This is a genomic window from Flavobacterium johnsoniae, from assembly GCF_001879205.1.
Lineage (GTDB): Bacteria > Bacteroidota > Bacteroidia > Flavobacteriales > Flavobacteriaceae > Flavobacterium > Flavobacterium johnsoniae_A.
The window spans coordinates 153,227-176,776 of the sequence record NZ_MLFK01000011.1 but is presented as its reverse complement, the minus strand read 5'-3'; the positions used below and the strand labels follow the sequence as shown (position 1 = coordinate 176,776).

Here is a 23,550-nt window from a genome sequence, read left to right as displayed (position 1 = left end):
AAACCCATTATTTTTATGATTTGACAGTCATTGAGATATTACTTTTAAGAAATAAAAGTTATATTTCGGATGCTTTTCTCAGATTCTCGATAAAATAAGAAGGTGTAATGCCGGTTTCTTTTTTAAATACAATAGCAAATACCTCTCGAGAGGAAAATCCGGTCATGTCTGCCAGGTAACTTATTTTATATTCTCTTACTCTAGGATCCGAATAAAGTTGCTTTACAATAAACTGAATTCGTAGCCCGTTGATGTAATTGTTATATGATTTTCCTTTGTATAATTTTATAATTTCAGAAAGATATTTAGTGTTGGTGCCAATACTGTTGGCTAGATAAGTCAGACTGATTTCTTTCTTTAAATATTTATCAGACTTTTCGAATTTTTCAATTTTTAATAATAGGCTTTTTAATGTTTCATCAGTAATATTGGTTACAGATTTACTATTTTCGTCTTTGATGTTTTTTAGAGATTTTTCCGAGTTATTTTCATCCCTTAATCTAACAATTAGCTTTTCATATTTTTGGTGTATTATTTTGTTTTTTCTTTTCCAGTAAAACCATAAAATAAAAGTTAGAAGCAAAATAATGGTGCCTGAAATTAAAAATATAGTTTTTAAATTAGATGAGTATTCATTGTCTCTTTTTGTGACAAGCCTGTTAAACTCTTTGCCAACTTCTTTTTTAGCTGTATTATTAATACTGTCTCCGAGTTTTGCATATAATAATGTAAACTTTGCCTGTTCCGGGGAATTTTTTAATTTTTCATTTGCGTCAGCAAGAAGTTGGTATGCATATAGTCTATAAGTGGCGTTTTTTTTATTCCTTTCTCTTTGTAAAACTTCATTTGCAAGTAGAATTGTTTTTTTATAATTTCCTTTTTCTAGATAAAACCGGCCTGTACCACATAGTATAGGCATATCATTTGCTTCAAAAATATCTGGCTTTGTAGTTTTATACTCATAGACATTAAGGTAATAGTGTTCTGCAAGGTCCAAGCGTGCCGGTTTAACTACTCCTAAGTAAAAATTTCCAATATTGATATTGTTAAGAGCAATTGAGTTATATTTTTTTGATTTTAATTTTTTGTTTTTGTCACTTATCTGTTCAAGCTCTTTCAATTGTTTTTTCAAATAATAGACTAAAGAGTCGGGAGACTTATAATCATAATACATTGAGAACATATTGTACGCAACTGAGGTTCGAAGATGTCTTTCGTCGGGATTTTTAATTTGTTTGGCATATTGTAGTGCATCTTTTAAATTCTGAAACTCTTCTTTCTGAATTCCAAGTGCCCTATTTACATAGAACTTGTAAATGTAGAGTGTCGATATTTGGCTATTGTCGTTTAATTCTAGTGATTCTATTTCACTGATTAGCTCCAACATTTTTTTATAATCGAGTCGCTTATTGAGAATATTTAAAATTCCCATTTTTCCCTTTGCGATTCCCTCTTTATAACCGATTTTTTTTGATGACTCAATCAATAGCTCATATTTTTCAAGATCCTTGTCAGAGCTAGGATTGTTGATTTGTTCAAATTGTTTATCTAACTCTTGTTTTGTAGAAAGATTGGTTTGTGAATAAATAAATTGAATAGAAAAGAATAAAAGAATCAGGTAGTGAAATTTCTTCATAGTAAAGATAAATAAGTGTTGGTTTTAGCTTAATCAATATTGGTTTGGATTTAAATTCAATTGTAAGTTATTGGCTCTAAAAATAGTTAAAACTTTGAACTTGTAAAATTAATCGTCAGAATCTTCTTAAATGACTTCTGAATAAAATAAACATTAAATCATGCTTTTTTTATGTGTAATGTATTGGTTTATAGTGTTTTAAGGTTGTTTTTTTGATGTGTTTTTTTCTGAATTTATCACATGTATTGAAGAAATGTTAAGGTTATTTTGTAGTAGTTTTGCTTCAAAGTATAACCTCTGTTTGATAAAAAACAAATAATTTAAAGCATAAAACTATGGCTAGGTATTTTTCACTTTTCATCTTACTTGCTATGAATTTTGTGTCCGCCGCACAAAACAAAATTGATAACCTAAATTATGGCAGCAGAACTGACGCGGAGCAATTCTATAAAGTAATTTCAATTGGTGATAAAATTGATTTTGGAAGCATCGATGCTTCAGTAAGATGGGCAATCACTAATTCTAAAAAGGGTATTAATGATTTATTATGTTTGTTTTTCATATTTGGCCATAAATCAAATGAGCAATGGGGTGCCCCTCCGGTAGGATACCCAAATATCAATTTGAAAAACTTTGGGGCAGATTCTAATAATGATGCCGCTGCAATTGAATACGATAACTTTATTTCAAGTTTTCATACTACAATTTTAAGAACAGCTGATGGTTCTTTTCAAACCTGGGCTGAAGGTGCTGGTTATAATGATGTCGCAAATATTTTGACTCTAATAACAATTAATACAACAAATTTTCCAGCATTAGGCACATGAGTTCCATTAAAAGCTGCTCTAGGGAGTAGTGGAGGAAGTGGTGATGCTTAAGGTGTGCTTTTAGCAACCGATGATCTGTATGCTTGGTCAAAGGAAGAAATAGTATTAGATTATTTTTTAAGATAAATACTGCTTTTATTAATTCTTGATTTATAAAAAATATTTTTAAAACAATTTGCTTATGAAAAAATATTACTCATTACTCCTTTTTCTGGGAGCAGGCTTTTGTTGTTACGGACAAGTAGGTGTGGGAACTCTCCTGCCCAATGCATCATCACAATTAGATATCGTTGCCGAAAATAAGGGAATCTTGATACCAAGAATTTCTTTGACCAGTACAATAGATACTACGACTATTATTAGTGGTAATGTAAATAGTTTGTTAGTTTTTAATACCCAAACTATTGCTGATATCACACCAGGTTATTACTATTGGTATGTTAACAAATGGTATCGAATGGGGTCTGGTACGGAAACAATTACGACGCTGGTAGATAATGGAAATGGTACTATTACGTATACGAATGAAAGTGGTGTTCCAGTGACTGTAAAAGTGCCAAAAGGAGACAAGGGAGATGCCGGAGTAGTTGGAGTGGAAGGTATGCCGGGTACATCAGGTATGCCAGGCATACCAGGATCTGGTGCAGCAGGCGACCCAGGAGCAGGCACTACCATTGTAACCAACGATAGCGGAACCTGGGTATACAACCCCACAGCCAATACATGGACCAATATCAAGGGGCCGAAAGGAGATACAGGTGTTGCAGGTCCACAAGGTATTCAGGGTATCCAAGGATTAAAAGGGGACGTAGGTGAGGCAGGTCCTACTGGAGCGCCTGGAGTTGCAGGAGATACAGGACCTACTGGAGTGCCTGGAATTGCAGGACAGACAGGTCCACAGGGTCCAGCAGGTCCGCAGGGTATCCAAGGATTAACCGGACCTATTGGTCCAATTGGTCCAGCAGGAACTTCTACACCTCAAACCATCACACACACATTAAACTCTAGTGGTAATATACTTACCAGTACTGTTAATAGCGAAAGCCCTACAGCTAGCATTATTAATACAAATGTTTTAAGTCTTAATAGTAATAATGAATTAGTATCTACCATAAATGGCGTGGCTTCAACAGGAACCGTAAGTTTAACAGCTACAGAAGTAGATGGTGTTATCGGCAACGAGGTAACCAATGCAACTATTAATGGCGGATTGATAAGAGCAGGAACAGGAACTTTAGCTAACCCTTATACTTTGGGGTTTACACCAGGAATTTCTAATGGAGACATGATGATATGGGATGGAACAACATCAGCCTGGGCTCCCAAACCTGCTCAAAATATCTACACTGCAAATGGTTCACTTAATTCAGCTCGAACCCTAACGCACAACTCATATCCGCTTACTTTTGAAGGAAGTCTTGAAAGAACTATATTTTCTTCTGGCGGAACATTATCTCATGAAGGTATAACAGGAGCCGCAAATTTTAGCTTGATTAGTGCAGATTTAGATACGAACGGCGCAAAGTCGCGATTGATAATTCAGGCCTTCTCCGAAAATGTTGTCAACGTTACAGCTTATGGTGACACAAGAGGGTTAAATTTTATTACCAATAATAACACAACGTCCGCACCTATTAAGTTTATGACCACCCCCGGAGGAAGTGCTAATAATGCAGAAGACAGGATGATTATTACAGGGGAAGGAAATATAGGAATTGGCACAGACGCCCCTTTAGAAAAATTAGATATTCATGATGGGAATGTAAGTATACGTACAATAAATTTAAATGCAGGTTCGGCAGCAGATAAGATAGTAGTTGCAGATGCAGATGGCGTTTTAAAAACAGTGAATGCAGTAATGCCGAAGTTTTTCTATATGCCATCCATTGTTTTTAACGTTTCTACTATCACAGCTGGTTTGACTAAAGATTTACATCAAGAATATGTAAACCAATTTGGAACACCGCAAGTAAGTAGCAGCGGAGCAAGCGGATCTATCCCTACTTTGGATGCAACGGCACTGGAATATTATATTACTTATTACGACACAGCATTATTTGAAAATGTAAGTATTGATGCTAATGGGGTACTAACTTATGATGTGAAAAGCACCAATACGACGGGTTATTCTTTTATGAATATTGTATTTTCCATTAAGTAAAATTAGAACTTTTAAAGGCTTTAATTTCGGAAAATTTAAGAACTAAAGATAAAATATTGGTTTTGAATTAGCCATGCCAATTCAAAACCTCTACGCTAAGTGCTATGCAAAAGATGTCAAAATTAATTATTTAAATAATGGTGAGACTTCTCCTGTTTTATTATGTTGTTTGTTACCTATGATTTTGGTCAATCTCCCGGTGATGTTATTTCAGGCTTATCACTTTGGCATAAAGGTTTTACTATCGATGCGAGCAAATTTGTAACACAATGGGTATCCTCTCCGCTAATAATACTTACGCCAAGTGGAGCAGCAATATGCCTTATAACGATCAGACAATCTGTACACGTACTTAATTTTAATTCAGTAATTACTTGTTAAGTACATAGATAGCAATGCCCTAGGTGTATTGTTGATGGGAAATCCCAGAGTTGCCAATCAGGTTTAATAGTTACTTTTTATAAAATGTTTAAATAGCAGCATAAAACATATGCAATTGAAAGGCAATAGAATTATAAGTTTTATCTAAAAATAGTAAATCATGAAATTAGAAATCAAAAATATATGTTTTATACCTGCTTTGTTATTTAGCGGTGTCTTGCCTGCACAAACAGTCAATACGGGGGATTTGTACATTGCTAATGGGACAATTATGTCTACAATAGGAGCCATGGATAATAAAAGTAGCGGTAATTTGTTTAATGACGGGGATTTTTTTCTGTACAGTCATTATAATAATGATGGTCTGGTGACTTTTTCTACCGGTGCGACAACAGGTACAACGCATATGCGAGGACTTTTTGGCTCTCAGGATATATCGGGAAAGATGCCGATGGATTGGTACGATGCAGAATTTTTCAATGTCAAGGCACAACCGGCTTTTCATCTCTCAAATGAAGTGAGTATATCGGGAACTTCAGATTTTCAGCAGGGAATTTTAGATGATGACAATTTCGGAGGATTGTTGATATTTGAGAATGGAGCCAAGCCTATCAATGTTAATGATCAGAGCCATGTAGATGGTAAGGTACAAAAAAATGGAGATGAATCCTTTATTTACCCGATAGGAGATAAGAACAAATATCGATTTTCGGGTATCTCGGCTCCAGAAGCAGTGTTAAGCAGCTTTACAGGTAAGTTTTTTTATGAAAACTCAAATTCCTTGTATCCACATACTAAGAAATCAAAAGAGATCAGTATTATCAACAATCAAGAATATTGGACCTTAGATAAAACCTCGAGCAATTCAGATGTTATGCTTACCTTGAGCTGGGATGAGTCTTCAAGCACACCTGTGTACATATTGGCAGCTCCACAAAGTGATATACACATTGTACGCTGGGATGCCAGTAAAAACCTATGGGTTGACGAAGGTGGAGTTGTTGACAGCGTAAATAAAACAGTCACTACGCCGGTAAATGTTTCAGGATATAATGTTTTTACCACAGCCAGAGTTGATGAATCCTTAATAGTATTGCCTTGTAATACCATTACTGTTTATAATGCCGTATCGCCAAACGGAGATGATAAAAACGAATATTTTAAAATTGACGGATTATCAGACTGTTCAGCAGGTAATACCGTTGAAATCTATAATCGCTGGGGAGTAAAAGTTTTTGAGACGACTAACTACGGTTCTAATGGCAATGTATTTAGAGGTTATTCAGAAGGAAGAACCACTGTTTCAAAAGGGGAATTACTTCCTGCAGGCACCTATTTCTATATTTTAAATTTCAAAAATAAAACAGCAGGTTATCCAATGATTAAAAAGTCGGGGTATTTATACCTAACAAATTAATCAATTTAAGAAACTAAGCAACAATTTAGAATCCTGATTATTGTATAAGTTTTACTAGGGGTTTAGTTGTATTTGTCTAATGAGTGGATACTTATAGTGTCATGAGTTAAATTTAATAAAATGAGAACAAAAGTAATAGTATTGGTTTTAATGTTAACTGGTTTGGTGGGATTCTCCCAGCAAGATGCTCAGTTTACACAATATATGTATAATACGATTAATATAAATCCAGCTTATGCAGGTTCAAGAGGAGCAATGAGTGTTTTTGGACTTTATCGTACCCAATGGATCGGCCTGGATGGTGCACCACAAACCAGCAGTTTTTCATTAAATACACCTCTAAATAATAGTAATCTAGGGTTGGGAATTTCATTTGTAAACGATAAAATTGGACCAACCAATGAGAGTGTCTTTTCGACTGATTTATCCTATACAATACCCACTTCTGAGACCTTTAAGCTATCGTTTGGAATCAAAGCTACAGCTGGTTTTTTCAATCTAGATATTAATAAGCTGAATGCTGAACAACAAGGGGATCCGCAATTTCAAGACCTAAAGAGCAAATTTTCACCCAATATTGGAGCAGGAGTTTATTTGCATTCTAACACAGCTTATATCGGTTTATCAGTGCCCAGTTTAATTGAAAGCAGCCATTATGGTGATAATGATGTAGCGATCTATAAAGAAAAGATCAGTTATTATTTAATAGCTGGTTACGTATTTGATTTAGATCATTCTCAATATGTAAAATTCAAACCAGCGCTGCTTACTAAAATAGTAGAGGGAGCGCCATTGCAGGTTGATGTCTCCGCCAATTTCATGTTTAATGACAAGTTTGTTGTAGGGATGGCTTATAGATGGAGCGCGGCACTGACTGCTATGGCAGGATTTCAGGTAACAGAAGGAATGTATATAGGCTATGCATATGATCATGAAACAACCCGTTTAAATAAGTATAACTCTGGATCTCATGAAATTTTTCTGCGTTATGAATTCTTTAATAATTATAGTGGTATAACCTCACCAAGATTCTTCTAAATCCTAATTAAAGATGAAAATTAAATATATAATTTCTACTATTTTTTTAGTACTTACAGCAGTAAAAGGAAACGCGCAAAAAGTAAGTGAGGCCAAAGGAGATATATATTATCTTCAGTACGCTTATGTAGATGCTATTGCAACCTATGAAAAGGTAGCCGTAAAGGGGTATAAAGACCAAAAAATGTTTCAAAGGCTTGGCAATGCTTATTATTTTAACGGCGAATTAATTAAGGCTGTAAAATGGTTTGATGCTCTTTTCGAAATGAATACCGAACAAGAATTGGAATATTATTACCGCTATTCTCAATGCTTAAAAGCAATAGGGGATTACACTAAGGCGGATAAAATTCTTGAAAGCTTCAATAAAAAAATAAGTACCGATCGAAGAGGAATGTTATTTGCAGATAATAAAAATTATCTTGAGCAAATAAAAGCTAATTCAGGGCGGTTTGAAATAGCTGATGCCGGAATCAATTCAAAGCAAGCAGACTATGGAAGTGCTTTTTTAAATAATAAACTTGTATTTGCCTCAGCAAGAGATACTGGAGGTATTGCCAGAAAAACATTCAAATGGACCAATAAGCCCTTTAGCAATTTATACGCAGCAGAATTACAAGCTGATGGAACAGTTGGAAAACCAGAAAGATTTGAAAAGAAAATCAATTCAAAATTTAATGAATCGACCCCCGTTTTTACAAAAGATGGTAAAACAATGTATTTTACTCGTAATAACTTTCTAGATGGTAAGAGAGGTAAAGATGACCAGAAAATTACTTTATTAAAACTATATAAAGCAGAACTTGTTAGAGATAAATGGATTAATGTAAGGGAGTTGCCTTTCAATAGCAATCAGTACAGTACTGCGCATCCAATGTTAAGTATAGATGAGAAAAAACTATATTTTGCTTCAGATATGCCCGGAACGCTGGGACAATCAGATTTATATAGCGTATCTATTAATAGCGATGGCAGCTATGGTAAACCACAAAACTTAGGACCATCAATCAATACAGAAGGCAGAGAGACTTTTCCATTTATATCGAAAGAGAACGAATTGTTTTTCGCCAGTGATGGACGACCAGGATTAGGAGGACTAGATATATTTGTTTGCGGAATAAATAACGATGGAACATTCACCGTAGTGCAAAACGTGGGTGAGCCAATAAACAGCAAACTGGATGATTTTGGTTTAATTATCAATAGCGAGAATAAAACTGGATTTTTCTCTTCCAATAGGGAAGGCGGTGAAGGAGATGATGATATATACCGATTTGCGAAAACAAAAAAACTCCTTTGCGGGCAAGTATTAAAAGTCACTGTTATTGATTTAGAAACCGGAAAAATACTGGACAATGCAAAAGTAACTTTGCTAGATGATGAGTTTAAAATAATAAGTGAGGCCATAACAGGAACTGATGGTGCTTATAAATTTAATGTTGATTGTGGTAAAACCTATTATGTAAAAGCAGCTAAAGAAAATTATGAAACCGAAGAAATCTCAGTTTTAATAAAAACCATAACAGGGGTGACAAGTCTTGAAATTCCACTAGAAAAACGAATCAAACAAATAACTATTGGGACAGATTTGGCTAAAACGCTTGATATTCCGATTATTTATTTTGATTTGGATAAATTCTTCATCCGCAAAGAATCTGCCATTGAGCTAGAAAAAATCTTAACGGTAATGCAGCAGTATCCAAAGATGAAAATCGATGTTCGTTCTCATACAGATAGTCGTCAAACAGCAAAATACAATATGGCACTATCAGATAGAAGAGCTAAATCTACAATACAATGGTTGATTAAAAATGGTATTGCATCCAATAGATTGAAAGGAAAAGGATATGGCGAGAGTCAGTTATTGAATCATTGTTCTGATAGTGTCTCTTGTGATGAGGCAGAACATCAACTAAACAGAAGAAGCGAATTTATTATCGTTTCGATTGAATAATTTGGTGTTCATAGTTCTTATAGTAAACATAAAATTGGAAGATTATGTTTATGGACATGCCCTCTTGACTGCAGTGACGTGATTAATCATTATGGTCGGAGGGCTTGATTTATTAAATGCAGGTATGCTTACAGTCAAGACAGCAGTACATTTTTTATTATCGTTTCGATTGAATAATTTGGCAGCCATAGTTCTTATAGTAAACATAAAATTGGAAGATTATGTTTATGGACATGCCCTCTTGACTGCAGTGACGTGATTAATCATTATGGTCGGAGGGCTTGATTTATTAAATGCAGGACTATCCCGATGATAGGGTTTATGCTTACAGTTGAGAAAGCAGTAAAAAGAATGATCAATATTTTTTGGATATTGAAATAAAAATCACTTAAAATTCTTTTTAAGATCTATTATGGTTTGATTTGGTCCATCTAAATTTACAAAACCTCTTCGAGGTCTGTCTAGGTCTAATGTAAATAGAATAACCAGGGATACCAAAAGACAGAATCCAATTTGGACCAACCAATCAATTCTGCCTTTGAGACCTTCAGAATAACCATTGTAAAATGCGCTTATCATTGCCAAAAAAAATAACATAACTAAGATGCTTTGTGGAACTTTAGCTTTCTCTCCAGAAAGACGTGAGGTGGTTACATCAATCATTGTGTTTAAAGCAGGAATCATCTGCTGGGTTGCTGCCAGATTGGAAGGGTCTTTAGACAGATCAGTTGCGCGTTTCCATAATTTCGCAGAAATTGCCTGAGATAAACTGTCAGCTTTTAAAATTCCTTTTACATCTGCACCTATTTTATAATACGATATTCTTGTTTCTACATATTTTTCGAAATCTTTACGGAATAAATTCCTTGTTGAATCAGGGTATAAATCACTTCGTAATATCGCAGTACCAATATCATTTGCTTCTTCAACAACAATTTTTCTTCTCGAATCGTAGCGATCACTACTCATGCCAAATGTAAATGCCAGTAAGAAAAAAAGCAATGCAGTGAGTGTTGAAGTTTCAGTTAATTTTTCTTCTGAATGTTTTTTAGTTCGAATATAATTTCCCAGGAGTTTTCCAGCAAAACTTGAAATAAGCATTAATGCAAAAAGCATCAGAGCAATTATCCAAGCTTCAGTCTGATTTAGTGTATTTGTTTCCATATTGTTTGGTTTTAGATTGCCTTTTTGAAAATATTATACCAATTTAGACAAAAAAGAAGAATTACGTCTTTGTAATTTAGTATCTTAATTTTTTTAAGACTCTTGATATGGAGTGTAGTGGAAGTAAATAAAATTGTTGTCAGTAAAAATAAAAAAAGAAAAATTGAAGGTTCATAATTCTTAAGGGGTTACTATTTATTTTTCCATTTTAATTTATTTGAGTTTTTGTCATTAATCAATTTCTTTTTCTGTTTTATTTAATTGCAATAAAAAGAATACGTTTCATTTTATAGTTTGAAACATGAACTAAAATTTTGCAGTATTATTTTTTGTAACTTAGTTGAGCAAGTAATTAATTAATTATGTATGCCCTGTGAGTTATATAGTTCAAAATTTGCCGATATATTGAATCGATTAAAATATTGTATTGCTTGATGATCGATTTAAAATGATGTGCGGCCGATATATTAGCAGTAAGGTAATTACTGAAATTTATTGGGAAAAGTTTGAAAAAGACTTTAGTCATAAAATGAAATATGAAAATTTATCATAGGAATTAGAAGAAATACTGTTTATACTTTAAGAGACAGGTAGTATCTATTCAGAGGATTGCATTATTATTAAATAATTTATCGTTTTTAAATCTTTACAATATGACATCTAATAATCAGGTAGATTTTCCTTATGAAATTTCCGAAAAAATAATTTACAGTAGGGCTTTACAAAGTGTGGTTTGGGGAATCCCTGCTGTGAATTATGATAGAATTTATCAGGCATTTTTAAGCGTTGGCGGATCTAATAATCAAATTGCCTATTCGACCAAACCCGGGAATTGGAAAAATCAGCTTCTAACTCCAAATGCTGATGCTGTCTTTGCTCTTGTATTTTTTGATACAATGATCTCTGGTCCCCTAGTATTGGAAATTCCACAGGCAGCAGAATTTACTATATTAGGAACAATAATGACTTGTTGGCAGCTTCCTTTGGAAGATGTCGGGACAGATGGTGCTGATCAGGGTAATGGTTCCCATTATCTAATTCTGCCTCCCAATTATAAAGATACTGTTCCTACAGGGTACACGGTTTTATCTTCACCAAATTCTCAGGGTTATGCGTTATTAAGATGTATGCCCAAATCTGATAAAGACATAGATCTTGCAAGAGCAATAATTTACATGGAGCAAATTAAGCTATACCCCTTGGCTAATTTAGAAGTTGGGAATTCAACTAGTTATATTGATATAACGGATAAAAATTTTGATGCTGTAATTAAGTATGATATTTCATTTTTTGAATCACTGCACAGAATTGTGCAAGAAGAACCGTGGCTGGAAAGGGACATGCTGATGGTGGATATTCTTAAAGAAATTGGAATTGAGAAAGATAAACCTTTTACGCCTGATGTAAAGAAGAGGAAAATATTACTTGAGGCTGTCTCTGATGCGAAAGAATATCTGGACAAGCGGTATGAAGGCTATAAAGCTTTTTATAAAAGCAGTAAATGGTTTTTCCCTGCCGATCCATCATTGTTGAATTCTTGGTTTTCGGGTTTTAAAGAAAATGATATTTATCCTATTGATGCCAGGGCAGCAGCCTATTATTGGGGTTTTGGAAGTTTAAAACGAACTAAAAGTACCATATCCCAGTTTTATCTTTTTTTGATTTGTGATCGTTACGGCAATAAATTAGATGGCAGCCAGAGATATAAATTAACTCTTCCGGCGGATGTTCCAGTAAATAAATATTGGTCCGTAACAGCTTATAACAGAAGTACGCATAGTTATATAAAAGGGGTCGCATATTCAAGCAGGTCTTCATTAAGTCAAGATTTAAGAATCAATAAGAACGACGGCACTATAACAATATTTTTTGGACCAGAACCCCCCGATGAGCTGCATTCAAATTGGATACCAGTCAGGGCAAATGAAAACTTTGAACTTGTTTTTCGTTTTTATGGAGTGGAAAAGCCGATATTAGAAAAGAAATGGATTTTGCCTGATGTAGAAAGTCTTTAATGATAAGATTTAAGTTCTTTTTTCTTTGGAAAAAAGAGCTTAAATTTCAATGAAGTAAAAAAAGCCTTTTTGCTTTAATAATATTTCAGTAAGATGCAAAATGTCTAAAACGGGTCTTTTCTGTTTTAAAATCCCGCTTCCTTTTTGGCTTTTTTCAGTGCTTTTTTTTCCGCTTGTTTCTTCTCGAATTCTTCGTGTGCAGCTATAATTGTTCTTCCTGCTTCTAGAACAAAAATTAAATAAACACCTACTCCAATAAAGATGTATATGATATTGAAAACAACCCCTATCGTTGAAAAGTTAATTTCATGATCATATGGACTATTCATGGAGAGCGTTCCCACAGAATAAGCGAGTGATTTTAGAAAAGGCAGACCTTCCACCAGCCAAAAGAACATAGTTCCCACCAAAATAAGTACAAAAAGAAGAAAGCCCAAGGTTCGAAATGTTTTATCATTTTTTAATCTTTTGGCAATATCCACAATAAATTTTCCTGTTAAAGCAAGTTCTATTAGCATAGTGTCTTTTTTTTATAATTTGCTCAATATTAGTGATTTATTTTTATAAAAAGAAATGTTTTTTAATGTTTGTTTTAGAGAAATTTAACATAATTTTATAGAGATAATTTATACTTATAAAGCCTCTATTGTTTAATGCGTTTAATATCTGAGTGGTTTGTTGATAAATATTTAATTTTAATAGTTGCTGTTTCGCTATTGTATAAAAATAAAAAATGAGAAATCAATTCTTACATAAAATATTGCAGTTTCACTATTTATTTTTGGTGTTTGCTGGTTTTAGTTATTCCGTAAGTTCTGCACAAGAAAGTATTAGTAATATAAAAAATGTAAAACTTGAAGAATTACTGTTATTAGGGACTCAAAATAATAGACAAATTAAAATAGCCGATGCCGATATTGCCATAGCCAAAGAAAATATTGCTCAGGCAAAAATCGCTAAAATTCCCCGAGTGAGCCTTGGTGGCGGATACACCTATATTGGTGACCCTAAGTTATATGAAGGTTTTTATGAAAAGAACATTACTGTAGATTACTACAATCATCAGGCATTTGCCAATATAGTATCATCAATGCCTATTTATAACGGTGGTGCGATTAATAATAAAATTGAACAGCAAAAACTTTTTGCTCAAATGCAGGAATCAGTTGTTAAAATGACAAAAGCCGAAGTTAAAAGTGCTATTACAAGTTACTATTTTACATTAGAAAAATTATATAGGCAAATTGAAGTTACCAAACAAAATATCCTCAATACAGATCTTCGAATTAGCCAATTGAAATCACGTGTTGAAAATGGGCAAAATTTAAAAAGTGATTTACTTAGAACCGAATTGCAGCAATCTAATTTTAAAGTTTCAGTTTTTAGAAATAATAATGATATTGAATTGTTCAGTAATTATCTGGATATACTCACCGGACTTCCAACAAATACGATTCTAAAACCAGAAGTTACTGCAAGTATGATTCCTGTGGAAAAATTAGATCTGCAAAAAAGTTTATTAGAAGCCTATGAAAATCGAGAAGAAATAAAACGAGCTGAAATAGGTGTTAAAGTATCGGAATCCTCTTTAAGTATTACAAAAAGCGGGTTCAGGCCCAATATAAATGCAAACTTAATTCTAAATACAGAATACCCTGCGCAATGGCCAAATTATGTCAATATTATTAATTTCTGGGCTGCCGGAGTGTCACTCAATTGGGACCTATCGAGTTTTTATACCATCAAGCATCGAATACAAGGCGATAAATTGCAAATTGATAAAAGTAACATTGCATTGGATGTCATAAAAGATCAAATTGAACGGGAAGTAAAAACTGCTTTTATCAAATATGCTGAAAGTAAAGAAAATATTACAACCTATAAGAAAGATGTTGAATTATCAATGAGCAATTACAAAATCGTGAAAAGCAGGTATGATAATGATTTTGCTTTAATTAGCGAGATGGTTGATGCCGAATTGCAGTTGAATAACTCGAAAATTTCACTTGTTAATGCCAATCTGGATTTAATTATTCAATATTATTCCCTGCAGTACGCAATGGGTAAACTCTAAATAAAAATAGTATGAGCGAAGAAAATGCACCAAAGGGAGCCAACCTGAAAGATAAAAAGAGAAATACTGTATTAACGATTCTTTCTTTTATTTTTTTAATCGCTGGAGGTTTATGGATTTTGAGTTTATTTTTTGATTTCAACACTTATGAATCTACAAATAATGCTCAGGTTGAGGCTTATATAAGTAATGTTTCGGCAAAAGCAGCCGGACATATTAAAGAAATTAGATTTGAAACCAATGAGTTAGTTCATAAAGGAGATACACTTGTGATTCTTGATGATTCGGAATATTTGATTAAAGTAAAACAAGCTGAAGCTGATCTGTCTATAGCCGAAGGAAATTTGCATTCGATGGAACAAACCATAACGACTTCAACATCTAATCAGGCTGCCGGAAAAGAAAAACTGGCAGGTGACCTTGCCGGACTTGAGAAAGCGCAAAAGGATTATGAACGTTTCAAAAGAATGTATGCAGATTCAGCTGTAACACGAAATCAATACGATCAGGTACTTTCAAAATTAAAATCTGAAGAAGCTTATTTAAAAGCAGGTCAAAAAGGGGTAGAAGCAAGTAGTTCGATAACCAGACAAAGTAATATTAATCTGGAAGCAGCCAAAGCAACCGTAGCCAGAAAAAAAGCAGATCTGGAAGCTGCAAAATTACAATTGTCTTACACTGCTATTCTTGCTCCAACGGATGGTATTGTTGGAGAACGCAATTTGTCAATTGGAGAGCTTATCAATGCCAATCAAACTATTGCTGCCATTGTACTGAATCAGAAATTATGGGTTTCGGCCAATTTTAAAGAAACTCAGATAGAAAAAATTAAAATTGGCCAGCAAGTCGCCATTACCATAGACGCTCTTGACTCAAAAGAATTTAAAGGAAAAGTAGTGGGTTTTTCTCCCGCAACGGGAGCTAAATTTTCGATGGTGGAACCTGATAATTCAACGGGGAATTTTGTAAAAGTCACACAACGAATCCCTGTTAAAATTGAATTTGAGGCTTCTGCCAAGGAATTAGAAGAGCTGAAACCAGGAATGAATGTAACGGTTGACGTAAAAAAATAAAAAATGTTCGCAGGAAAAAAAGGAAGCCTTTTCACTCTTATGGGATTATATATCCTCACCATTCCTTTTTTTAACGGACTCAATGTCACGGCTTATGATAACTCGCAGATTTTGGGACATTTTGGAGAATCTGCTACCATTTTTACCTATTCTATATATATACCCATTTTTGCTATGTTGGCATTTATGCCCTTAGGGTTGAAACTCGGCAAACAAATCCCGGTTCGTACCATGATTTTATCAGCCGGTTTTTTGTCGATCATATTTAATACCGCTTCTTTATTTGCAGACAGTATTGAATGGTTTACCTTTTGGCGTTCACTTTTGGCAATTGTTTCTGTGATAGGGATATTTGCTTCAATGGTGCCGATTTTGTTAAAATACAATCCGGCTTTTAATATGGCTTTATTGTATGGAATTCTTCAGTTTATTCAAAAAGGAAGCCAGCACGTTTATCAGTATTTTGGAGCATATTTTACCAGTTTTTATAATTGGACATTTGGAATTTATTTTCTGAATTTCAATTTTTTAGTTTGCATTATTTTGGCTTGGTATTTTTATAAAGCCGATGTTGCGCCCATGAAAACTAAATTTCAGTTTGATTGGCGAGGATGGATAATTATGATTTTATTTTTTACCATTATACTTTTTCTGAGCGCCGAAGGACAAAGTAGAAACTGGTTCGATGATCCTAAAATAGGGCTGGCAGCGGGTTCGTTATTTGTAATTCTGGCAGTTTATTTAATTCATGCCCGTTTTACTAGTGATCCTATAATTGATCCCGAAGTTTATAAATATAAAAATGTAGTTATAGGTGCTTTTATGATGTTTTACATTGGTGTTATGAACGGAACAGGAAGCGTGATTACAGGTTATATGACAAATGTTTTGGGATTTGATTCTGTGTCGGGAGCAGGAACACACTTAGCTTTGCTCATAGGTTTGTGTATTTCTATCCCATTATCTACTTATCTTTTATACAAAAGAGTGTATTTGGCTACCATTTGGATTATGGGTTTTGCCTGTTATGGATTGTATCATAGTATACTCTTTTTCAGGTTTTATCCCGGAATAGATTTTTCAGATTTTTTTCTCCCGCTGATTTTTAAAGGACTTGGAATGGGATTTCTTTTCCCGATATCACTGCTTTATATCTCAGAAGGAGTTCCTCCAAAACTAAGTGCTTCACGTATGATGAGCGGTATTATTGCACAGGCAATTTTCGCAGGTTTACTTGGAAGTGCCATTTTAGGAACTTTGGTTTCTAATTTTAATGTGCAGCATAAAACGGGACTTAGTCAGCAATTAACCGAGTCCAATCAATTGGCACAAAAACAGTTGGTAAATACTAAAAGGAATTATTTATTTATGGGACTCTCTGAAGCTGAAGCACAAAAAAAAGCAGAAAAAAGTCTTTCAGGCAAAACTTCTCAAGCATCAATATTATTGGCTTATAAAGATATTTATCTGATGATGTCAGCAATTTGTTTTTTGCCAATATTTATAATTCTGCTTTTTAAACTTTGGCGAAGACCAATTGGAAGAGTAGAGCTGGAGCCAATACCAATTTAGAAAAAAAACATAAGATGAAACCAAAAAAAGATCGATTTTTCTATCGTTTCTGGATTAAAGAAAGCGGACTTAGCAGTATGTTAATGTTATTGTTTGTCATGCATTTTATAGTGATCCCGCTTTTTGGAAACCATACATCTTTTATGATAATGCTTAATATTTTTTGGTTGCTGATGCTGCTGTCGGGCATATTTGCTTTGGCAAAAAACAGACAGCAGGCCGTGCGTTATGCCATGATCCCATTTCTGTTTATTACCTGTCAGTGGACGGCTATTTTTTATTCGGGAGTTTTCATCGTATGGAGTGATTTTTTTCTGACAATCATAACCGGGATGATTTTAATAGTATTGGTTCTGATCAAAGTCTTTGAGCCGGGACCTGTAACTAAGCATCGTATTATAGGATCCATAGTAGTGTATATGCTGTTGGCAAATCTTTGGACTGTTGTTTATTTATTTATTTTCCATCATATTGAAGGTTCTTTTCAGCTTACATCCTCTAGATTTAAAATAAGTAGTGACCAGGCTAGGTTTATGTATTTCAGTTATATCACTATTACCACCACAGGTTTCGGCGAAATTGTACCACTTCATCCTCTTGCGAGATCTCTGGTTGTTTTAGAGGCGCTTTTTGGTGTTTTATATCCTGTTATACTTATTGGAAGATTGGTATCTGATGCTGATTTCTCCCGAAAACAAAAGTTATAGTTTCAAGTTTAGTATAGATTTAAAAAATTAAATAAATGAAAAATGTCAATTTGAATAACCGCAAAGAAATTTTCGAAACCATTTTGCAATTGTTCTTTGTTTTCCTGCTTGTAGGGTTTTGTTTTAGACTGATGCTGCCTTTTTTGATGCCGCTACTCTGGGCAATTATTTTAGCCATTGCTTTTTATCCTTTATTTAATTTTGTTCAGAAGAGATTAAAAGGCAGAAAGACTCTGGCTGCAATCCTGATTACAGCGGCAATTTTGGCCTTGATGTTATTGCCTGTGGTCTTTTTCCTAAATGCGGCGGCATCCAATTTTTTGGAATTAAAAAATAATTTTGATCAGGATACACTTAAAATAACGCCCCCTGCTGAAAAAATTAAAGAATGGCCGGTGATCGGCAAATCTGTGCATGAGTTTTTGTTTTCACTGTCAACTGATTTACAGCAGGGAGTTTTAAAGTATCAGGAGCAAATAAAAGAAGTTTCGTCGAAGATTATGAGTAGTGTACTGAGTTCCGGAATGGCTTTTTTACAGTTTATTCTAGCGGTTATCATCGCAGGAATTTTAATGGTATCCACAAGTGCTAAGAATTTAATGGTGAAATTTATTAGAAAAATTGCTGCTGATGAAGCTGATGAAATTCTTGTAATATCAGTTTCTACGATTCATCAGGTGGTAAAAGGAATATTAGGAGTTGCAGTGATTCAGACTATTATTCAGGCTTTTGGACTTTATTTGGCAGACATTCCTTATGCCGGAATATTGACTCTGTTATGTCTTGTGTTTTCTATTTTGCAAATTGGCCCGATTATTATTAATATCGGGGTAATTGTGTATTTATTCTCCACGGGAGATTCCGCTTACGCTGTTTTTTGGACTGTATTTTTTATTATCAGCGGACTTTCGGATAATATTTTAAAACCACTTTTACTGGGTAAAGGAGCCTTAGTTCCCATGCTTGTTATTTTTTTGGGAGTTATCGGCGGATTTATTATGTCGGGATTTATCGGATTGTTTGTTGGACCTATAGTATTTTCAATTGGTTATAAATTATTTATTGCCTGGCTTGATGAACCTGACATTCCCGAAGCCAGTTTGTAAAAGTTAGGTTAATACATTTTTACATTACCGGTTTATTTATTATATCTTTAAAATTTAGTTTATAAAAATCGCTTATTTTATTGATGCTTAATTTTTTTGTAGCTTTATCTTCTCCTTGGCAAGATTAAGTGATCTTGATCCAAAAATTATAGGGACAATTTAAAACATCAATTATTACAGTATCGATGAGATTAATGAATCAAGATCACATACTTTTGATTGAATTTATTGGATTATCAAACAGTGCGTGCAGCTTTAGGAATTAAAAAATACAAATGATTTAGGATTATTCATTATTCATCGCTTAGTGATGAAAAGGCTGATGGACTTAAGGTAGTGCCGCGATTATGCTATAGAGATTTTGTTCGATTTTAAAAAACTTGAAAAGCAGTATAAAAGAAACAAGATGCGAATCATAGGATTTGCAGGTATTACCACGTTTTTTAGGGTTTTTTGAAAAGAATGAAAAACTTTTGTTTTGGCTGCCACGAAACTCAAACAGCCAATTTGTGACTATGACAATTTGTTGTAAATGAGTACTGTAGTTCTGTTTTGAAATCAAAAAAAAAATCTTTTTAGTAAAAACATAGAAATAAACAGTCTTAACTTTTTGTGGTAAAATAGGTATGCGCTCCAAAAACTTATTACCCGGTAATCGATCTTGTAAGCAATTCTTTCGAAGATTATTTCTTCATCAATAATTTTATCAATTCGTGCTGAAAATAAATAAAAAAGAGGCTTAAAAGCCTCTTTTGGATTAATGTTTCCCGTTTCCTTTTCCTTTACCATTTCCATTATGGTTCCCATTATCGTGGTGTCCATTGTCTTTTCCTTTATTATTTCCTTTGCCGGGCTTTTGACCAATTGTTTTTTGAGGCTGCCCTTTATAGCCTTTTCCATATTTTACTTTATGGGTTTTAAAATTATCATAAGGTCTGTCTCCTCTATAATCAGTTAAAACTACTTTGTATTCATTATAAAGATCATAATTTCTGTAAGCATATGGAAGAGATCTGGTTCTAACCCATTTTCCATTATTCAGATAAACATAATTTGAAGAACTTACATCGTAGTAAGTTTCAAGATCCGGCAGGTAATAATAACGAACATCCGGATAACCGGCCGGTCCCCATGCAGGAGGAGTTCCAATATTAACGTTTACTGATACCTGAGCCTGTGTATAACTAAAAGAAAGAAATAGTATTCCAATCAATAAATATTTAATAGTTTTCATAATGTTACTTTTTATTCATTAATATATTTGATAAAACAAGAAACGTGCCGAAAATTTAATTTTAGTATTAAGTGTTTGATTATCTTTTGTTTGTGCTAGTGCTGATAATATTCGAAGTCATATTTGTAGTTCTGGTATAATCACCATAACGTATCTCCAGATTATTCCAGTGTTTAAGACCAAAAAATCCATTAGGGGAGTGAAAAAAATTATATATTCTTTAAATTTAATAAATCTAAAACCTTTGGTGAAACTTTCAAATCAGGTCGAAATTTAAAAATACCCTTTATGAAATGCCTTTTTAATTCTTCTCCGTTGCCTATTGAAAACGGAGTGTTAAATGTGATAGCTTTATAAATTATTGTGTTTCTGGAGTTATCGAAATAATATACACAAATATCAAAAACGACATCTTCACCCTCTGATAAAATTACGTCATAATTTTTAAGATCGGGATTTGGCTGTAAAGACTCAAAAGTTAGGGAGTCAATAATTATTTCATCCTTATAATGGTGCAAACCATTTTGATCAACTATTACTTTGGTAATTTTGTTTTTTTTGATACTAATTGTATCCTTTAATACGAAATATATCAAAAAAGATAAAAGAAGTACGGATAGTATTACAGAAGAGATTTTAAATTCAGCAGATAGTTTTCCGGATTCAATAATAATTATCTCTGTATTAATTATTCCTAAAATTATACTAACAAAAATAAATGCTCCTAAAGCCTTTACTATAAAAGTTTTCTTCTCTGATTTTAATGATTCTATTTTTGAAAATTCATTATTTTGAAAATCCATTTTTTGTGAGAAGTTACAAATTAAAAATTACAGTTATTGGAACAAATTTAAGAAAGATAAATTTATTATTCAGATTTTTGAAGCTTTTGCCAAATTTGGAAAATGTCTTTTTACAATATAAACATTCCACAATGTAAATATCTAAACAATATTGTTTAGCAGGACCATCGTTTTATAAAATGAAAAATACAAAATACAGTAGGTTTCAAAGTTTTTAATCTGCAAAGAGAACTCTAAGCGGAATTGAAGTCGTGCATATGCTTAGAAAGAATATGATCACAAAAAACAAAGGCAGCTCGAGAGAGAAGAATTATAAAAAATCGTCAAGATCTTTAATCTTGTTGATACATTTTTTTATATTTATAGTATATACTTAATAAATGGGCAGTCCAAACCAACCAATACCACACAACGAAAGAGAACGCCTTGCAGCCTTAAAGCGTTATAATATATTAGACACGCTTCCCGAGGATGCTTTTGATGATGCAACAAAGCTGGTTTCATACATTTGCGGCGTACCTATAGCTCATATTTCATTTATAGATGAGAGCAGACAATGGTTTAAATCTGAAATAGGGGTAGGTGTATCTGAAGTGCCAAGAGAAATTTCTTTTTGTCGTTATACTATAATGGAATCGGAAATGCTTGAAATCGAAGATACTCACCTAAACGAAAAGTTAAAAGACGATCCGAATGTTACCGGTGGTTTTAAAGTGAGATTCTATGCAGGTGTTCCGCTTACAACACCCGATGGTTATAATATAGGAACTATATGTGCTATAGATCATGTAAGTAAAAAACTAGATGAAAATCAGAGAAATGCACTTTCGATTGTTGCAAAGCACGTTATAAACCAATTAGAAGTAAATACAAAAAATATAGAGCTCAATACTCAGAAAAAAATTGCAGATCGTGCAGTTTTGGCAAAAGATAGTTTTTTAGCCAATATGAGCCACGAAATTAGGACACCCTTAAATGCTGTAATCGGGTTTACAGATCTTCTTGCACAGACTAAGCTTGATAATGTTCAGCGTGATTATGTGGAGAGCGTACAAATTGCGGGCGAAAATCTTTTATTAATCGTGAATGACATTCTGGATCTTTCAAAAATAGAATCTGGTAGTTTGACTATTGAAGAACAGCCATTTAATTTAAAAAAAACACTTAAACATATTTATAATCTTTTAAAAGTAAAGGTTCCCGAAAATGTAGAGTTTAATCTTTTTCTGGATGCCGATATGCCTGAAGTTGTTATTGGCGATCAGGGAAGATTAAATCAGATATTAGTTAACCTCACTGGTAATGCACTTAAGTTTACTGAAGAAGGTGAAGTAACGGTTTCTGTCAAAAAAGTGGATGAAACAGAAAATCAATACGCATTAAGATTTTCGGTTAAAGACACAGGAATAGGGATATCGCCAAATAAACTTAAAACTATTTTTGAACGATTTACCCAAGCAGAAGAATGTACTACGCGAAGATTTGGCGGTACCGGTCTTGGCCTTAGTATTGTAAAACAGCTTTTAGAATTGCACGGTGCTGAGATTCAGGTAAAAAGCCAAAAGGAAAGAGGTTCAGAGTTTTTCTTTGTACTTAATTACAAAAAAGTAAAAAATGCTGAAATCGTGACCGGAGCAGCACCTGGAGAAAATTTAGGTAAACTTAAAATACTTCTTTGTGAAGATAATATCTTAAATCAGAAGCTCATAAAAAGCGTCATGGATAACTTTGGCTTTGAATTAGATATTGCTGAAAATGGTGAAATTGGGATAAATCTTTTGTCAAAAAATACTTACGACTTAGTATTAATGGATCTTCAGATGCCTGTTATGGATGGGTATCAAACTGCTGCGCATATCAGGAACGAAATGAATTTGAGCATCCCTATTATTGCCATGACAGCACATTCTCTTGTAGGCGAACAAGAACACTGTTTTTCCGCAGGAATGGATGGTTATGTTCCAAAACCTTTTAAGCAGCCAGCACTTTTAGAAGCTATAAAAGCCGCAATCGCCAAAAATAATATTCCTGTACAGAAACGTAATGTAGATTTATCCTATTTAAACGAAATATCGTGTGGAAATCTAAACTTTAAGCAGGAAATGATCGATCTTTTTATAGCAAAAATTCCAAATGAAGTAAAGCAGCTGCAAGAAGCATTTAACGATAATAATGCGGAGAGAGTGCAGAAATTAGCACATCATATGAAATCAAGTCTGGATATGTTTATGCTTGAAGACCTCTCTAGCTGCTTATCTATTATTGAAGATGAAGCAAAAAAAGGAATAGTTTCTGTTACAATTCAAAGTGAAATAAAAATGCTGGATTCCCAAATTGCCGAAGTAGTTAAAATTTTGAAGGAACTATGATAAAAGATAAATATGAGCT

Annotated in this window: 17 protein-coding genes; 12 read left to right on the top strand and 5 right to left on the bottom strand. The window is 33.5% G+C overall.

Going from position 1 to position 23,550, the window contains the following annotated elements:
* Positions 1–58: 58 nt before the first annotated feature.
* Complete coding sequence (locus BKM63_RS21510) at positions 59–1,636, bottom strand: helix-turn-helix domain-containing protein (protein ID WP_071638644.1); 1,578 nt, start codon at positions 1,634–1,636, stop codon at positions 59–61.
* Positions 1,637–1,971: 335 nt separating this feature from the next.
* Between BKM63_RS21510 and BKM63_RS21505 the strand changes: the two genes are divergently transcribed.
* The 5 genes from BKM63_RS21505 to BKM63_RS21480 all read left to right on the top strand — a co-directional run bounded on the left by BKM63_RS21505 (position 1,972) and on the right by BKM63_RS21480 (position 9,414).
* Positions 1,972–2,463, top strand: a complete 492-nt coding sequence (locus BKM63_RS21505; protein ID WP_123907107.1) for a hypothetical protein — start codon at positions 1,972–1,974, stop codon at positions 2,461–2,463.
* 310 nt (positions 2,464–2,773) lie between these two features.
* Positions 2,774–4,624: a collagen-like triple helix repeat-containing protein gene (locus BKM63_RS21500; RefSeq protein WP_242661210.1), complete on the top strand. Its 1,851-nt coding sequence runs from the start codon at positions 2,774–2,776 to the stop codon at positions 4,622–4,624.
* Positions 4,625–5,165: 541 nt separating this feature from the next.
* Positions 5,166–6,422, top strand: coding sequence for a gliding motility-associated C-terminal domain-containing protein (locus tag BKM63_RS21490; RefSeq protein WP_071638640.1), 1,257 nt, complete (start codon positions 5,166–5,168; stop codon positions 6,420–6,422).
* Positions 6,423–6,542: 120 nt separating this feature from the next.
* A complete protein-coding gene (locus tag BKM63_RS21485) occupies positions 6,543–7,460 on the top strand; it encodes a PorP/SprF family type IX secretion system membrane protein (RefSeq protein WP_071638639.1) in 918 nt (305 codons plus the stop codon).
* A 13-nt stretch (positions 7,461–7,473) separates the two neighbouring features.
* Positions 7,474–9,414 carry an OmpA family protein gene (locus BKM63_RS21480; RefSeq protein WP_071638638.1) on the top strand — a complete coding sequence of 647 codons (1,941 nt, stop codon included), beginning with the start codon at positions 7,474–7,476 and terminating at the stop codon, positions 9,412–9,414.
* A gap of 384 nt (positions 9,415–9,798) precedes the next feature.
* On the opposite strand, the gene BKM63_RS21475 is transcribed toward BKM63_RS21480, so the two are convergent.
* Complete coding sequence (locus tag BKM63_RS21475; RefSeq protein ID WP_071638637.1) at positions 9,799–10,578, bottom strand: DUF4239 domain-containing protein; 780 nt, start codon at positions 10,576–10,578, stop codon at positions 9,799–9,801.
* 653 nt (positions 10,579–11,231) lie between these two features.
* Between BKM63_RS21475 and BKM63_RS21470 the strand changes: the two genes are divergently transcribed.
* The gene (locus BKM63_RS21470) at positions 11,232–12,593 is read left to right on the top strand and encodes a DUF1214 domain-containing protein (protein ID WP_071638636.1); all 1,362 of its coding nucleotides are present in this window, start codon (positions 11,232–11,234) and stop codon (positions 12,591–12,593) included.
* A gap of 125 nt (positions 12,594–12,718) precedes the next feature.
* Here BKM63_RS21470 and BKM63_RS21465 read toward each other — a convergent pair whose 3' ends face one another.
* Positions 12,719–13,111, bottom strand: a complete 393-nt coding sequence (locus BKM63_RS21465) for a hypothetical protein (RefSeq protein ID WP_071638635.1) — start codon at positions 13,109–13,111, stop codon at positions 12,719–12,721.
* 215 nt (positions 13,112–13,326) lie between these two features.
* Here BKM63_RS21465 and BKM63_RS21460 point away from each other — a divergent pair, with 215 nt between their 5' ends.
* The 5 genes from BKM63_RS21460 to BKM63_RS21440 are packed head-to-tail and all read left to right on the top strand — an operon-like array spanning position 13,327 to position 19,125.
* On the top strand, positions 13,327–14,667 hold the full coding sequence (locus BKM63_RS21460; RefSeq protein ID WP_071638634.1) for a TolC family protein: 1,341 nt from the start codon (positions 13,327–13,329) through the stop codon (positions 14,665–14,667).
* Between the two features lie 11 nt (positions 14,668–14,678).
* Positions 14,679–15,740: an HlyD family secretion protein gene (locus BKM63_RS21455; RefSeq protein ID WP_071638633.1), complete on the top strand. Its 1,062-nt coding sequence runs from the start codon at positions 14,679–14,681 to the stop codon at positions 15,738–15,740.
* Between the two features lie 3 nt (positions 15,741–15,743).
* Complete coding sequence (locus tag BKM63_RS21450) at positions 15,744–17,312, top strand: MFS transporter (protein ID WP_071638632.1); 1,569 nt, start codon at positions 15,744–15,746, stop codon at positions 17,310–17,312.
* Between the two features lie 14 nt (positions 17,313–17,326).
* Positions 17,327–18,019: a potassium channel family protein gene (locus tag BKM63_RS21445; protein ID WP_071638631.1), complete on the top strand. Its 693-nt coding sequence runs from the start codon at positions 17,327–17,329 to the stop codon at positions 18,017–18,019.
* A gap of 35 nt (positions 18,020–18,054) precedes the next feature.
* A complete protein-coding gene (locus BKM63_RS21440) occupies positions 18,055–19,125 on the top strand; it encodes an AI-2E family transporter (RefSeq protein ID WP_071638630.1) in 1,071 nt (356 codons plus the stop codon).
* Positions 19,126–19,882: 757 nt separating this feature from the next.
* On the opposite strand, the gene BKM63_RS21435 is transcribed toward BKM63_RS21440, so the two are convergent.
* Together BKM63_RS21435 and BKM63_RS21430 are read right to left on the bottom strand one after the other, a co-directional pair.
* Positions 19,883–20,359, bottom strand: a complete 477-nt coding sequence (locus tag BKM63_RS21435) for a hypothetical protein (RefSeq protein ID WP_071638629.1) — start codon at positions 20,357–20,359, stop codon at positions 19,883–19,885.
* A gap of 209 nt (positions 20,360–20,568) precedes the next feature.
* Positions 20,569–21,162, bottom strand: coding sequence for a hypothetical protein (locus tag BKM63_RS21430; RefSeq protein WP_071638628.1), 594 nt, complete (start codon positions 21,160–21,162; stop codon positions 20,569–20,571).
* Between the two features lie 380 nt (positions 21,163–21,542).
* Here BKM63_RS21430 and BKM63_RS21425 point away from each other — a divergent pair, with 380 nt between their 5' ends.
* Positions 21,543–23,531: an ATP-binding protein gene (locus BKM63_RS21425; protein WP_071638627.1), complete on the top strand. Its 1,989-nt coding sequence runs from the start codon at positions 21,543–21,545 to the stop codon at positions 23,529–23,531.
* Positions 23,532–23,550 lie beyond the last annotated feature (19 nt).

Coding starts and splice junctions, on each gene's coding strand:
- BKM63_RS21475 (WP_071638637.1), bottom strand. CDS start 10,578: ATGGAAACAAATACACTAAATCAGACTGAAGCTTGGATAATTGCTCTG.
- BKM63_RS21430 (WP_071638628.1), bottom strand. CDS start 21,162: ATGGATTTTCAAAATAATGAATTTTCAAAAATAGAATCATTAAAATCA.
- BKM63_RS21505 (WP_123907107.1), top strand. CDS start 1,972: ATGGCTAGGTATTTTTCACTTTTCATCTTACTTGCTATGAATTTTGTG.
- BKM63_RS21445 (WP_071638631.1), top strand. CDS start 17,327: ATGAAACCAAAAAAAGATCGATTTTTCTATCGTTTCTGGATTAAAGAA.
- BKM63_RS21440 (WP_071638630.1), top strand. CDS start 18,055: ATGAAAAATGTCAATTTGAATAACCGCAAAGAAATTTTCGAAACCATT.
- BKM63_RS21450 (WP_071638632.1), top strand. CDS start 15,744: ATGTTCGCAGGAAAAAAAGGAAGCCTTTTCACTCTTATGGGATTATAT.
- BKM63_RS21485 (WP_071638639.1), top strand. CDS start 6,543: ATGAGAACAAAAGTAATAGTATTGGTTTTAATGTTAACTGGTTTGGTG.
- BKM63_RS21425 (WP_071638627.1), top strand. CDS start 21,543: ATGGGCAGTCCAAACCAACCAATACCACACAACGAAAGAGAACGCCTT.
- BKM63_RS21460 (WP_071638634.1), top strand. CDS start 13,327: ATGAGAAATCAATTCTTACATAAAATATTGCAGTTTCACTATTTATTT.
- BKM63_RS21435 (WP_071638629.1), bottom strand. CDS start 20,359: ATGAAAACTATTAAATATTTATTGATTGGAATACTATTTCTTTCTTTT.
- BKM63_RS21490 (WP_071638640.1), top strand. CDS start 5,166: ATGAAATTAGAAATCAAAAATATATGTTTTATACCTGCTTTGTTATTT.
- BKM63_RS21510 (WP_071638644.1), bottom strand. CDS start 1,636: ATGAAGAAATTTCACTACCTGATTCTTTTATTCTTTTCTATTCAATTT.
- BKM63_RS21470 (WP_071638636.1), top strand. CDS start 11,232: ATGACATCTAATAATCAGGTAGATTTTCCTTATGAAATTTCCGAAAAA.
- BKM63_RS21465 (WP_071638635.1), bottom strand. CDS start 13,111: ATGCTAATAGAACTTGCTTTAACAGGAAAATTTATTGTGGATATTGCC.
- BKM63_RS21455 (WP_071638633.1), top strand. CDS start 14,679: ATGAGCGAAGAAAATGCACCAAAGGGAGCCAACCTGAAAGATAAAAAG.
- BKM63_RS21480 (WP_071638638.1), top strand. CDS start 7,474: ATGAAAATTAAATATATAATTTCTACTATTTTTTTAGTACTTACAGCA.